Here is a 13,053-nt window from a genome sequence, read left to right on the forward strand (position 1 = left end):
CATCGAATTCCCTATGGTTCTAGTAATGAAAAGGAATGGTCAACAAAGGTGCAGCCGTCACTAATAAGCCACTCCATGTCCATGAATAGGCAGGGGGAGCCGTCTCCCTCGGGGCAAGCAAGGCGTCTATCCGCTCTGATAATCGATGGCCCGTTGCCGTCTGCATGGCAGCACAAATACTCTCCGAAAAGTCTGCAGGAGAGGGATTAACCATCAACAGCAAGGATTCTGCCAACACCAACGGATCGACTTGCTGGGCGGCCCACTGGTCGGCTCGTAATTCTCGAAGCAGCAAGAGTTCTTGCCAAAGTTCTGTGGAATGGGGCAGCCAATCCGTCAGCCGACGCAGCCAACCCCACCAGAAGAACCAAAACGTATCGCGATACTGTTGATGCGCTTGTTCGTGCACGAGGACTGATGTCAATTGCTCTGCAGATAAAGTCTGCAATAATCCCTGGGTGATGACTAATTCAGACTGCCAAAAACCCACCTGAGCTGCATAAGGTAAGACATGATCGACTTGGTAGGCCCAATGGCCTTGAATCTGGGTTTGAGGGCAAGCATGAATGCGCTGTAAGCTAGCCCAACCTTCGATGATCAGCCTGAGGTTGAGGCCAACTGCCATACCCACAAAACCAATGGCTAAGCCATAACTCCACCAACCTTCCTGGACCCAAACCATATGGCCCTGAGGTCCCATCCATAACACTGCGATCGCAGTCATTAACAACAGCAACGGCGACCATAAAAAGACCAACAAGTTACCCTGCCATCGCTGTGCCCAAGTCCACTGATTTCGATTGGATTCTAACCATCGATAGCCATAGGTTCGACAAAGCCAGACCAGGGACAAGGCGCTGAGGATCATAAGCAAATGCATTACTGTTCCTCCCTGGCTTTACGAGCGGCCCGTATCTTATCTGCGATCGCTTCTATCTGCTCGACGCTGGCCTGATCAAGGTGATCGGCAAAAGCAGCAACGGTATCAGGATTTCCCACTGCTAAAAACTGCTGAAGCTGGTCATAGGCCCAAAGGGAGTTGGCCTGTTCTCGCGAGACCAGAGGACGCCATACAAAGCTACGGTTTTGCTTATCGCAAGCCAACCAGCCCTTTTTAGTGAGGCGATTGAGGACAGTGGTGACGGAGGTATAGGCCAATTCGCGATCGGGGTTGGCCAAAATCTGATCATGCACCTGTTTAACGGTGGCAGTTCCCAGATCCCAGATCAGGTTGAGAATTTCGAATTCTAACGGACCTAAAGAAAGCTGCTTGGGACGAAAGTCCGGGAGCGATGGCATCGCTATTACATCCTGCTGAAAGGTTGGCTACTCACCAAGGTAACGTAATGTCTCATCATCAGAACTGTTTAGAAACAAGACTTTTTAGGGTCAGCGCTGGTAGCTACAGAGTGCTGAAGGCCAAAGATTGTCTAGTCAAAGATCATAAATGGATTCATTTCAGCTGGAGTCATCCACTCAATGCCATACTTTTCTAGCAGAATCCTTTTCATCACAATCCATTGCTGATGACATAGTCCCCTCCCACTGCAGAACAAATCAGCACTTTTAGGTGAAGTGTTTTGCAACTCAACCATTCGCGACTGATGTCCAAGAGCCTCTTCTTGACGGGCTTGTAATCGCGCCTCTTCAAATATTGGCTGCAGATCAGGATCATCTTCAAGGGGATCGTGCAGATTGGACGCACCTGATTGATGGGCCACTTGCAGTGCTGCAATCATCTTCAACCGTTGTTCAACGGAGAGGTTTTGAAGATATAACTGACCTTGCACAATCGGACAGCCAGTGACCCGATGAAAAAGTATGGCATCAGAGTTGTCTGACAAGAGCGAGTATTGAAAAACTTAGTACAGTCCCATGCTAGCCTGCCATTTTCTCAAACAGCTCATGCACCCCAATGCTCAAGACACTCAAGTTGAAACAACGCATCGATTTATCATTTTCTCAAGGCGTATTTCACTGTTCCGTATGCTCACCATAATCAGCGAGTCGTTGCGAATTAGCTGATGCAAACACCAGCATTTCGCTGCTTGGCTAAATCTATCGCTGAGAGAAAACGCTCCATATATATCTGAATTCTCGCCGACTGTGCTTTATTACACCAAATTTCTTGGGCAATAGCCACAGAATCTGCATAAATCATTTGACATTCATTAGCCAACAGATCTAATTCCTCAGGGTAAACGAATAAATCACCATCTTTGAGTTTGGGAAAGTACCTTGCGCCACGCCGAATCAATGATTGCGACCCCCATAACTTTGTGCGATATGACTCCAATCCAGCTGCATCATATTCAATTGCATTGAGATATGAGTAAGAATCTGAACTCGGATCAAAAAGGTCTACAACAAGGGTCATATTCCGTTTGTGGTTTGCACTTCATTAATAAAGATCTGCATTCGAATGGAGGCCGATCACCTCAATCACAACTGCTTCTGCGACTCGTCTACCTCCTTCCATAAAATAGCCTTTTACACCTACCTGAATTTCTGAGCAGTGAATCTGACGGCGCATTTCAGGTGACACAATCCACATAGTTGCCATGCCAGACATAGGGACAGGAGTATCTTGCGGAAAAACAGAACCGTCTAAAGCCAAAAACTCAGGCCAAATCATGTAGATGCCAGTTTTTGAAATATCGTCTCCTTTATACGACCAGTCGCAACGCATTCGCTGGTAATACTGGCGACCACCCTCTAGTAGCAATCGATAACGAACCTTAAAGTCCGGCAACTTGCCCGATATTTTTGCATAGCTAGTCATGTTAGATACTTTAGTCTTCGTTTCTTTTGAATAGGCCAGCTAAAGACCTGCATCACTGATGCTGCCGGACCTGATTACGCACAGCCCGATTACAGCCTTCACGTTTCAACCTATCGAGTTGCTGACTGGTGATGTTACTAGCTGCGATGAGTGACTCCTGGACCATGCGATCTTTGCTCGCTATACACCTTTCCACTAATTCATCACTAATTGGCCCTGCTTCAATCAAAAGGGTAAGTCGTCGCCGTCTCACCAGCTTTTGATGACAGTCGCTCTGAAAGGCTGGGTGTGTCGCCACATGCTCAACTTGATCCTGACTTAAGCCAGACCAAGACAGAAGATTGGCAAGTACTGCCTCAGCCATCGCCCGATCAGGGTCAAGCAGAGCCAATTCAATGTACTGCGCCAATTCTTCATTAGCTAAGGATAAACGCCTATCTAGAATGCCGCGAAATGAAGCATAGCGATAGTGTTCAGTATTTTGATCGTCAGAAGACTCAAAAAGTTCATGTTGACGTGCCAGCTCTTCTAGAGTTAGCAACCCATAGGCGAGCCATCGCCGATCATAGCCAAGTAATCTCAGTAACTGTTCTATATCCTGCATAATCGTTGGATTTATCCGCCCAATATCCTAGCTCACCATCACTTTTGCAGAATTCGACTTCGCTACATATTGGCGAGCAGGAATTAGATTTTGATAACCAGTCCGTCGCAGTTCGTCTATTCGTTTAGCCTTTGAAGTGAGATGCGAAATGGTTTAAGGTCTGGGGTTCTTGGCTGCCAACCCCTCTGGAGTGCCTCTTCAATGCATCCAAGTACCAGGCTTGGGGTAATTTGCCGATGCTTTTGAGGCATTGACGGATCATCGTAATCCATCTGTACTTCCAATTTTTGACCAGAAGATTCATCATCTATGACTACTAGAACCATAAAGCCACTATCAGGGGACACGACCCAGCGATACCGGACATCGCCCGTTACCAGCATTCGACTTTCTTTTTTTGCTAGAGCCAAGATTACCTCTATCTAATCTTTACGATCATCAAATCCAGGATTACTTAAATGCTGTGGCAACAAGCGTTCCAGGCTTATGAATATCACAATATTTTCCCACAGTGTTTTCAATTGCGAACAGTGACCATTCCCAACCCTTGATCAGCAGTAATCTGATAGAAATGCTGAATCTCTTGCAAATACTCTTGTAGGAATGGATATTGATCTTCTGACCATCCACCTCGATATATTGGGGGGTTTACTTTTGCTGCTTTCTCCAAACGTCGTCGAATTTCTTTTTCATCAATTGCTGATAACACTCGTGACATTTCTGCCACTTCACTCACTTCCTGATACCAACTACAAGGGGATGAATCTATTGGATCAACAGGTTTACCAGCAAAAATATTAACGAGGCATAAATTATTATCTACACATATGCAATCCAAATAATTCATAGATTGACCATCCCTCAGCACATAGCTGATCCAATGCCAAGCCTGCCCTAAATATAAATGAGAGCGGTTTTTGTTGTTACTAACAATTGAATATAGGCTTTGCCGCCAATAGTTATATTCTTGTGGGAAATCTTGTTTCAGATCTACTAGAACTTCAACATCCCAATCCGTCCAAACATTACAAACTTCATTCACATCTGATGTAATTTCTTCCAGGACTTGCCTTTGTTCTGGTGTCAATTCTGAAATATCTGAAATCAAAGGTAAATCACTATCTTTGGGCTCTAGGAAACAAATGACATACTCATAAATCACTAAATCTTGTCGAATAATGTCTAATTCGATTTCAGAAATTTGGGTTAGACATGATGTAACAGACATATTCTCAAAAGCTTCTTATACTTTGCCTAATAAATCTTTTTCACAACCATATAGTGCTTTTAAATGCATCAACCATCAAATTGACGCTGCTGCTCTGGCTTGCTAGACTCAAGCCCTATGGAGCTTTTAGTTGACAAAATTAATCCTTTTAGCGCCTGCAGTTGAGCTGTACGAGGCGTTTTGCGAATCTTTCGAGCATTTACCCAACGTTGAAGTTGTTCATAATTATTTTGAGTGGTTAACCGAGTTTGACTGCCTGGTGAGTCCTGCCAACTCCTTCGGCATGATGGATGGCGGGATGGACGCCGCGATCACAAAATTTTTCGGAGTGGATCTGGAATGGAAAGTTAAATCCCAAATCCTAGAAACGTATTTGGGAGAACAGCCCATTGGCACATCCATGATTGTCGAAACTGGGCATCCTCAACATCCTTACCTAGCTCACACCCCAACCATGCGGGTGCCCATGATCATCAAAGGAACAGATATTCCTTACAGCGCCATGTGGGCCATGTTGTTAGCCGTTCGGCAGCATAATCAACAGTCCCATAGACCCATAGAAAGTATTGCCTGTCCTGGTTTAGGAACAGGGATTGGTCGAGTTCCCTATCACGAAGCCGCTCGGCAGATGGCTGTCGCCTATGACCACTTTCTCTATCCACCCAAACTGTTGAATTGCTTCGTTGCAGCATCCCGGCAACTGCAAATTTGGGAAGGTTGAGCATTCCCATTCCCTTAGATATGGTTTCAAGCAGGGTGTAGATTCTCAATACGACAGGTTGTCTTTTGACTTTTTCAGAAAGGGTCCCTCAGGATAGGTTGGGCAAATAATTTGCGAGTGAAATTGCAGGTTGGTTTTGACTTGCGATCGCATTTCTATTCTCTGGGGAATCTGGTTATGACTTCTGTTCGAAGATGGGCTTTACTGGCCACTTATATAGGCGTTGGGGTATTGGTGACACCCCGAATCGTGCAATCCCACCATACTCAACCCCAAACCATTTCATCAGCCGATCAAAGCCAGACCCAACATCACCACCACAAACAACTAGAAATTTCTGCCAATCAAGCCACCCCCACCATTGAGTTAGTCGTTCATCCCGATCAGGTCCAAGGCTGGAACTTAGAATTAAAAGTCACTAATTTCAACTTTGCCCCAGCTCAAGTCAACTCTGCTAGCAAGACTTCTGAAGGCCATGCCCACTTATATATCAATGACAAAAAAGTAACTCGCCTCTACGGCAACTGGTATTACCTCTCTGAGTTACCATCCGGATCTAACACCCTCAAAGTCACCCTCAACAGTAACGGGCATGAATCCCTCGTCCATCGAGGACAGCCCATCAGCGACACTGAAGTGATTCAGGTTGCGCCCCAGCCTTAAGAAATGCTAGACCTGTTGCTCGTCGCCGTCCTGGGATTTGTAGGCAGCTTTGGCCATTGCGTCGGTATGTGTGGACCATTAGCAGCCAGTTTTGCCTTGACCTCAGGTGAATCCAGAACTTGGCAACAACAGCTGACGTTTCACTTCCTGCTCAATCTAGGACGAATTTTGAGCTATGGCCTAATCGGGGCAGCCATTGGTGCCCTCAGTTCTGTCCTAGCTGTGGGTGGAGAACTAGCAGGTATCGATAGTATCCTGCGTCGGAGCATTGCCTTTTTGATGGGTATTTTATTGATCTGGCTGGGAATTCGGCAAATTCGCCCCGACTGGTTACCTAAATTACCATTGCCACATCCATTACTGAAATTGGGGCTGCATGAGCGTTTCAACCGGGCCATGGTGGGGCTAGCTCATCATCCCCACTGGTGGACTCCCGCTTTGCTGGGCATGGTCTGGGGATTAATTCCCTGTGGCTTTCTGTATGCCGCCCAAATCAAAGCCGCTGCCACAGGGGACTGGTTACTAGGAAGTGCCACGATGCTGTGTTTCGGTTTGGGAACGATGCCCACCTTATTAGGCGTCGGTTTTTCTACTGCCGTTCTCAGCCAGGATCGACGCAGCCAACTGTTCCAAATGGGGGGCTGGCTGATGCTGATCATAGGTTTGCTGACTATCCTCAGAACTGGAGAGATGCAGGACTACAGTAGTCATACCGCCTTGCTGTTATTGATGTTGGCCCTACTGGCCCGTCCCATCCAGCCTGTATGGTCGGCCCCACTGCACTATCGTCGGTTGTTAGGGGTCGGAGCTTTTGTGCTGTCGCTGATCCATATATTGCGGGTTCTCGACCATTCTTTTCAGTGGTCTCTCACAGCCCTTCCCTTTATGCTGCCCCTCCATCAAGCGGGCCTCTGGGCAGGTATCGTTGCTTTGGCCTTGCTCACTCCCTTAGCCACCACCAGTAACAACTGGATGGTTAAACGATTAGGCCCCCATTGGCGACGGCTCCATCTGCTGAGTGTCCCCGCTCTCCTCTTAGCAGGAGGCCATACTGTGATGATCGGATCCCATTATTTAGGGGGGCTGGAATGGACAGGCATGCATTTAGGCAGGACCGTTGCGATCTCAACTACAATCCTCCTCGTCTTACTCCTGCGCTGCCGCTGGGTCTGGGCCTTGTTTTCACTAGAGAAATTTTATGGTGCGTCTTCTCCACTGCAGTAGTTTAGCCATATTAGCGATTGGGTTATGGAGCGGACCAGGACAGGCTCACACCGTCAAAGCCTCCGGATCCGTTGCGGTCACCTTCCACTTAGAACCCGATCACAACCCACGGGCGGGAGAACCTGCCCAAGTCTGGTTTGTCCTCACCCAAAAGGGAGGCCGCACGATTCCTCTCTCCCAATGCGATTGTAAATTTCAGGTCATTTCCGAGGAAAATGGGCAGGCGATTTCTCAACCTCCCTTAACCGCCATCTCCGCAGAGCAATACCAAAATATTCCTGGAGCTGATGTAACTTTTCCAAAACCAGGCGCTTACCAATTAAGCATTCAAGGCCAGCCGCAAACGGGCGACGCATTCCAACCGTTTCAGTTTAGTTTTCCAGTCACAGTCGCCAAGGGAAGCAACCCTCAACCATCTTCTCCGGCCCAGCCGACAGATCCTCCCCAATCTTCATCGCAATCAGGTCTACCCAAGATTGCATGGCTCAGCATTAGTATTGGCACAGGACTCAGTCTGTTGATGCTGGTTCTTTGGCTACGCAAAAAACAGTAAATAGCCAATTGAGATCATCCCCCTCCCTGATCCCTCTCGTCATCAAACTGAATCAAGAAAACACTTACCCCTTCTCATAGAGCTTCCACAAAATCTGGGTAAAGAGGAATGATAGCTGCGTGAAGATGACTTGTTGCTCAACTAAAACTCTGCAGCATAGGCTGCATGAATACCCTCAGCCCTATACGGAAGACTGAATATGAATGACTCCGTTGTTATAACCACACCCCTTATGTGCCTGATTTTGGGGTCTCATTCGGGTCAATTTTACAAACGAGTTCATAGACAGAGACTTTAGGCGGCTCTGAGAAATAAGGAGCCATTTGATTGATAATGGCTTTTTGTTCTTCACCCTCATGGGCTTCCATATCTTCTAAGTTGTCCCAGAGAATGACCGATACGCCTTTGTCTGTGCCGGGTTCTTGGAACAGATAGGCTCCTTCAAAGCCATCAGAATAAGTTGAGATCGCTTGTTCATACAGGTGTCGAACCTCTGCAAATTTACCCGGTTTGAACTCACCAATCGCTACTGATGCAAACCGCCGCTTCAAACAATCCTGAAAGTCTGACATTGTTTACTCCTTCCGCCATTTGGGAGAAATTTGGCTAGGGTTTTGGGGTAACAAAACGAACCCCAATCGTTGATCAATCTGCCTGTCCTGGCTGAGGATTGATCCATACCCATAGGGTAGAAGGTGACCTGACCAATACTGGGGAACTTAAACAACATCTAAGGAAGTGCTAGGGATTTAATTGCCCCCTAGCCGTTCATATTTATTCATCTTTTTGCTCACAATCATAAACTTTATTTATCTTGAGAAATAAAATATTGCCAGTCGGGAATGCTGAAACTTAGACATCCTCACTGCTTTTAACTCAGAATTGATGAATATCAATCTCTTAGACTCATTTTTGAGCAAAGGACTGCCATTTTTAGACCTATGCCTGATGGGTCAAACATCCTTTCGCGGCATAGATCTAGTCGGGGTTCACTTGGATGGCGTGGTCCTCAAACACCTAGATTTAACAGCCGTAAATTTGCAGGCAGCCAGCCTACAGCGGGCTAATCTCCAACGATCGATTCTGGCCTCTGGATGCTTAGACCAGGCGAATATGCGGGAATGTTATCTCTACCGCAGCCACTTAGAAATGGCTTCGTTGCAGCAGACCCATTTACAGCGGGCTAATTTATCTCATGCCTACTTGATGGGGGCCAATCTTCAGGGAGCGAATCTCCACAAAGCTCAATTGATTGGCACAGATCTCCGCGATACCAATCTGATGGATTGTTTATTCCAAGATGCGAACTTAAAGGGTGCTCTCTACAGTGAAGATACTCAATTTAGCCCTTCCTTCAATCCAGTCCTTGCAGGAATGAAGCTATGGACAGCAGAAACACTGGCCAACTCCAGCAAACAAAAAGAGAGAGGGCTGAGAGAGAGGCACTGGGGCTGGCAATGTTCATAATCTTCCATTAGAGTCAGCACCCTGACAGGGGAAAGTTAAGGTTATAATTTCATTAAGAAATGTAACATGCCTATCTCTCCCCCATGTCTAAGTCACCTCATGAAACTGCTGTCGTTGTTATTGGTGCAGGCATTGGCGGCTTAACAGCAGGGGCATTGTTGGCGAAGCGAGGTTATCGTGTCAAAGTCTTTGATCAAGCCTGGGTACCAGGAGGCTGTGCCTCTACTTTTAAACGGCGGGGTTTTACCTTTGATGTGGGGGCAACCCAAGTAGCGGGTTTAGAACCCGGCGGTATCCATCATCGGATCTTTCAGGAATTGGGGGTTGAGATTCCAACCGCCAGCCATTGCGATCCGGCTTGTGCAGTCTTTTTGCCCGGAGAAACTGAACCCATCTCCGTCTGGCGAGACCCAAACCAATGGCAGGCAGAACGGGAAAAACAATTCCCCGGTAGTGATAGGTTTTGGCAGCTCCTAGCAAACCTGTTTCGTTACAACTGGGGGTTTCAATCCCGCGATCCAGTCATTCCTCCCCGTAATCTTTGGGATGGATGGCAGCTTTTACAAGCGGTTCGCCCCGATACCTTACTAACCGTGCCTCATCTATTTACGACGGTGGGTCAACTCCTCAGACTAACGGGCCTAGGCAATCAACGTCGCTTAAAAACCTTTTTAGACCTCCAACTCAAGCTTTATTCCCAGGTCAATGCCGATCAGACCGCTTTACTGTATGCCGCCACGGCGCTAGGAGTATCGCAAGCGCCCCAAGGATTGTTTCATTTGCATGGCAGTATGCAGGTGCTCAGCGATCGCATCGTCGAAGCCCTGCAAAAACATGGCGGTGAACTGCATATGGGCCATAGCGTTGATCAAATTCAGGTGCATAATCAGGAATTTTTAGGTGCATTAATCCGTCAGCAAAAAACAGGTAAGATTTGGACGGAATCAGCTGACCATATCGTGGCGAATGTGACGGTGCAAAACCTCGTCCGTTTACTGGGAGAGGATGCGCCTCGACAGTATCAACAGCGGGTCAAAAAACTGCCGCCTTCTTCGGGTGCATTTGTGATTTATCTCGGGGTAGAGGAAGACGCAATTCCTGCCAATTGCCCGCCCCATCTGCAGTTTCTCTATGACTATGACGGCCCCATTGGCGAAAATAACTCTCTGTTTGTATCGGTGAGCCGATCAGGGGATGGTCGCGCCCCAGAAGGTAAAGCCACCATCATCGCGTCTTCCTTTACGGATCCAACGTTATGGGAAAAGACGGAGAATTATGAGGGGTTGAAGCAAGCGTATATTGAGGGTGCGATCGCACATCTGAGTCAATACTTCCACCTCACCCCAGATACCATCATTCATCAGGAAGCAGCAACCCCCAGAACCTTTGCTCACTTTACAGGCCGTAGCCAAGGCATTGTCGGTGGCATCGGTCAGCGCCTGTCTACCTTTGGCCCCTTTGGCTTTGCAACACGAACACCGATCAAACGGCTATGGCTAGTGGGGGATTCCACTCATCCCGGCGAAGGCACAGCAGGAGTCAGCTATTCTGCCTTGACTGCCGTCAATCAATTGATGGCAATGGACGGTACGCTCTCGGTGCAGTAATCATTGCAGCTCTCTCTGCCTTCGCTCTTATATATGTCAGAGTATAGGGAGCGACGGTAGCCAATATGACCAGCCTACAGAGACCCACCACATCCCATCAACAACTTTACAACGCTGATTTCGCCCAATGGATCACTCAAGCCACCTTGCTATTACAGCAGGGAAAATTTGACGAACTGGACATTGAGAACCTGATTGAAGAGGTGGAAGACTTGGGGAAACGCGATCGGCGTGCACTCTGTAGCAATTTGGAAATTGTGCTGCTTCACTTACTCAAATGGCAATTTCAACCAGAGCAGCGATCTGCTAGTTGGCGTGGCTCCATTCGAGAACACCGACGACGAATCGCCCGCATCCTCAAAGACTCTCCTAGTCTGAATGCTTATCTCCAGCAAGAATATGAGGATTGCTATACGGGAGCAAGATTACAAGCCGCTGATGAAACTGGATTACCCATCAATATTTTCCCGGAGATGTGTCCCTACCTAATAGAATCTGCACTAGATGCCGAGTTTTTACCTAGCAATGTAGAACAGGGCTAGAGAGATGAATATCCTCGACAATTAGAACTAGCAGTGTCGTAGTTCTAGCTCTTGGCTGGTTCAAACAGTTCTAGTAAGCCCACCGTACCGACAAAAAAGGTATATAGCCCGTAAGGAATTGGAGATTTCTCGTAAGACTTGGCAAACAGACTCGCCACCACTCCTTCCACCGCATGGGCCGTAAGAGCAAATCGTCCAAACCAAAGTAACCCAATGGGCAGAGGGGGTAACGGACTTCCTGTCTGCAACGCATATAGCGTCCAGATTTCCACGCCAATCGCCGCACAAATCAGGATAGGGGAAAGAACTTTGATGACTGGGTAAAACTTTTTCATAGCTTCTCAGTAGTGGATTATTTACGAAGCTCCTTGACGCCAAAGCATCACGGTTAGCCAGAACAGAAACAATTGAATCCTCAGATCCAACGGGGCATCTACCTCAATCGTGGCTTGTCTCGACGAAAAACTGTCTGGACGAATGCGACCCAAGATCTGACTCTCTTGACGAATTTGGAATTCGCGCCGAAAAGGTGAAACGGCCTGTAAAAATAGTTTTTTAGTCCCAAAGGTTAGCTCAAGTTTTCGTCTCAGAGGATTCGGCTTCCGGGCCCGAGCAACCATTGAATCCTTGCCATCGGTGACTTGTTTCAACATCCATTCTCCAGACAGCATGGGATGCTCAATAGAGTAGCTCGTCTGGGGGAGGACAATTTCACCTTCATCCTTCATCACCTTGAATTCCACCATGGCAGTTCCTTGGGATGTCTCAATCCCATAATTCCAACCCCACATGGAAGCGGGGATACATTGCAGTTGAGTCATCATGTCCACACCCGATGCAAGATCAAACCCATGAGCTGTCCTTGCGGATCCAGCCCTCCAATTATATGAACTGCATCCACACTATTTTCTAATGCCTGATCATGAATGGCGAGAACCGCAATATCCCCTACACAGGCCTGCATCGTTTTGAGTAATGACAAACCTGAGACAATGATCTGGTCACTCACCGCGTCGAAATCCCAAGCAAACTCAGATGTCTCTAGAAACTGATACCAACCCTGATTAGGATCTTGGGGATCTAAAAGCGCAAAGTCTGCTGACACCTTAGCTAATTGTCGGGCTGAGTAGCGACGAGGGGCCTCTTCCATAATGTGTTGGACAATCTCTGATTGCCTGGCAAAAGCGAGTAGTGCAGAGGATAGCTCAGTACTGTCTGTTGACCACTGGACAGTCGCCTGAAATCCATCCCCTTCATTAGAGCGAAAGGTAATATCAAACCCTTCTGCAATGAGGCGATCCATCAACGTTGGGAAAGACACTGGTACCCAATCGGTCAGATTCAACAACTCCGCTTCTGAACAGACAGTAGCTCTAGTTTCAAGGGTTGGGACATTATTACCCACCACTAGAAGGGTAATGTCCCCTTCCAGATCCGCCACAACTTCTGCGTCAAACCGCTCACAGAAAGTCCGTAGGGTCTCTAGGGTCGCATCGAATTCTCCCACGAAGGCAACAGAAGCCCCCCACAACGGAATTGGCTGATAAGGGAGAAGTGGCTGACTACCCCCTGCTCCTGACGCGAGCACATCTGCCGCTTGATAGAAAGGGGAGTACGTTGGTTTTATCATTGAGCAAGAGTGCAATCTGGACGGCCTGCTAA

General features: G+C 47.6%; 19 protein-coding genes. 7 read left to right on the forward strand and 12 right to left on the reverse strand.

Annotated features, from left to right (window positions below; all coding sequences use genetic code 11):
• Positions 1-19: 19 nt before the first annotated feature.
• From HRE53_RS07935 to HRE53_RS07970, 8 genes are all read right to left on the reverse strand, one after another.
• Positions 20-880: a M56 family metallopeptidase gene (locus HRE53_RS07935; protein WP_235109858.1), complete on the reverse strand. Its 861-nt coding sequence runs from the start codon at positions 878-880 to the stop codon at positions 20-22.
• Positions 880-1,299: a BlaI/MecI/CopY family transcriptional regulator gene (locus HRE53_RS07940; RefSeq protein WP_235109859.1), complete on the reverse strand. Its 420-nt coding sequence runs from the start codon at positions 1,297-1,299 to the stop codon at positions 880-882. The genes HRE53_RS07935 and HRE53_RS07940 overlap by 1 nt, the downstream gene beginning before the upstream one ends.
• 131 nt (positions 1,300-1,430) lie before the next feature.
• Positions 1,431-1,844 (reverse strand): hypothetical protein, encoded by a 414-nt coding sequence (locus HRE53_RS07945; RefSeq protein ID WP_235109860.1) that lies wholly within the window; start codon positions 1,842-1,844, stop codon positions 1,431-1,433.
• A gap of 173 nt (positions 1,845-2,017) precedes the next feature.
• Positions 2,018-2,377 carry a hypothetical protein gene (locus HRE53_RS07950; protein WP_235109861.1) on the reverse strand — a complete coding sequence of 120 codons (360 nt, stop codon included), beginning with the start codon at positions 2,375-2,377 and terminating at the stop codon, positions 2,018-2,020.
• 24 nt (positions 2,378-2,401) lie between these two features.
• The gene (locus HRE53_RS07955) at positions 2,402-2,782 is read right to left on the reverse strand and encodes a hypothetical protein (RefSeq protein ID WP_235109862.1); all 381 of its coding nucleotides are present in this window, start codon (positions 2,780-2,782) and stop codon (positions 2,402-2,404) included.
• Positions 2,783-2,834: 52 nt separating this feature from the next.
• On the reverse strand, positions 2,835-3,386 hold the full coding sequence (locus HRE53_RS07960; protein WP_235109863.1) for a hypothetical protein: 552 nt from the start codon (positions 3,384-3,386) through the stop codon (positions 2,835-2,837).
• Positions 3,387-3,502: 116 nt separating this feature from the next.
• Complete coding sequence (locus HRE53_RS07965; protein WP_235109865.1) at positions 3,503-3,796, reverse strand: hypothetical protein; 294 nt, start codon at positions 3,794-3,796, stop codon at positions 3,503-3,505.
• 107 nt (positions 3,797-3,903) lie between these two features.
• Positions 3,904-4,548 (reverse strand): DUF1877 family protein, encoded by a 645-nt coding sequence (locus HRE53_RS07970; protein WP_235109866.1) that lies wholly within the window; start codon positions 4,546-4,548, stop codon positions 3,904-3,906.
• A gap of 196 nt (positions 4,549-4,744) precedes the next feature.
• Between HRE53_RS07970 and HRE53_RS07975 the strand changes: the two genes are divergently transcribed.
• From HRE53_RS07975 to HRE53_RS07990, 4 genes are all read left to right on the forward strand, one after another.
• A complete protein-coding gene (locus HRE53_RS07975) occupies positions 4,745-5,335 on the forward strand; it encodes a macro domain-containing protein (protein WP_235109869.1) in 591 nt (196 codons plus the stop codon).
• Positions 5,336-5,512: 177 nt separating this feature from the next.
• Positions 5,513-5,998, forward strand: coding sequence for a hypothetical protein (locus HRE53_RS07980; RefSeq protein ID WP_235109872.1), 486 nt, complete (start codon positions 5,513-5,515; stop codon positions 5,996-5,998).
• Between the two features lie 3 nt (positions 5,999-6,001).
• Positions 6,002-7,222 carry a sulfite exporter TauE/SafE family protein gene (locus HRE53_RS07985; RefSeq protein WP_235109874.1) on the forward strand — a complete coding sequence of 407 codons (1,221 nt, stop codon included), beginning with the start codon at positions 6,002-6,004 and terminating at the stop codon, positions 7,220-7,222.
• On the forward strand, positions 7,197-7,775 hold the full coding sequence (locus HRE53_RS07990; protein ID WP_235109876.1) for a hypothetical protein: 579 nt from the start codon (positions 7,197-7,199) through the stop codon (positions 7,773-7,775). Before HRE53_RS07985 ends, HRE53_RS07990 begins: the two co-directional genes overlap by 26 nt.
• Before the next feature lie 230 nt (positions 7,776-8,005).
• On the opposite strand, the gene HRE53_RS07995 is transcribed toward HRE53_RS07990, so the two are convergent.
• Complete coding sequence (locus HRE53_RS07995; protein ID WP_212662965.1) at positions 8,006-8,347, reverse strand: antibiotic biosynthesis monooxygenase; 342 nt, start codon at positions 8,345-8,347, stop codon at positions 8,006-8,008.
• A 376-nt stretch (positions 8,348-8,723) separates the two neighbouring features.
• Between HRE53_RS07995 and HRE53_RS08000 the strand changes: the two genes are divergently transcribed.
• The 3 genes from HRE53_RS08000 to HRE53_RS08010 all read left to right on the forward strand — a co-directional run bounded on the left by HRE53_RS08000 (position 8,724) and on the right by HRE53_RS08010 (position 11,391).
• Positions 8,724-9,242: a pentapeptide repeat-containing protein gene (locus HRE53_RS08000; RefSeq protein ID WP_235109878.1), complete on the forward strand. Its 519-nt coding sequence runs from the start codon at positions 8,724-8,726 to the stop codon at positions 9,240-9,242.
• An 83-nt stretch (positions 9,243-9,325) separates the two neighbouring features.
• On the forward strand, positions 9,326-10,849 hold the full coding sequence (crtD, locus tag HRE53_RS08005; RefSeq protein ID WP_235109879.1) for a C-3',4' desaturase CrtD: 1,524 nt from the start codon (positions 9,326-9,328) through the stop codon (positions 10,847-10,849).
• Positions 10,850-10,914: 65 nt separating this feature from the next.
• A complete protein-coding gene (locus HRE53_RS08010) occupies positions 10,915-11,391 on the forward strand; it encodes a DUF29 domain-containing protein (protein ID WP_235109882.1) in 477 nt (158 codons plus the stop codon).
• A 44-nt stretch (positions 11,392-11,435) separates the two neighbouring features.
• Here the strand turns inward: HRE53_RS08010 and HRE53_RS08015 are convergent, their stop codons facing one another.
• Genes HRE53_RS08015 through HRE53_RS08025 form a run of 3 tightly spaced genes read right to left on the reverse strand, consistent with a single transcriptional unit; the run spans position 11,436 to position 13,021 of the window.
• A complete protein-coding gene (locus tag HRE53_RS08015) occupies positions 11,436-11,726 on the reverse strand; it encodes a hypothetical protein (RefSeq protein WP_235109883.1) in 291 nt (96 codons plus the stop codon).
• A 21-nt stretch (positions 11,727-11,747) separates the two neighbouring features.
• A complete protein-coding gene (locus HRE53_RS08020) occupies positions 11,748-12,215 on the reverse strand; it encodes a hypothetical protein (RefSeq protein WP_212662970.1) in 468 nt (155 codons plus the stop codon).
• Positions 12,212-13,021: a hypothetical protein gene (locus HRE53_RS08025; RefSeq protein ID WP_235109885.1), complete on the reverse strand. Its 810-nt coding sequence runs from the start codon at positions 13,019-13,021 to the stop codon at positions 12,212-12,214. Before HRE53_RS08025 ends, HRE53_RS08020 begins: the two co-directional genes overlap by 4 nt.
• Between the last annotated feature and the right edge of the window lie 32 nt (positions 13,022-13,053).

The sequence above is a fragment of the Acaryochloris sp. 'Moss Beach' genome, from assembly GCF_021497025.1.
Taxonomy (GTDB): domain Bacteria; phylum Cyanobacteriota; class Cyanobacteriia; order Thermosynechococcales; family Thermosynechococcaceae; genus Acaryochloris; species Acaryochloris marina_A.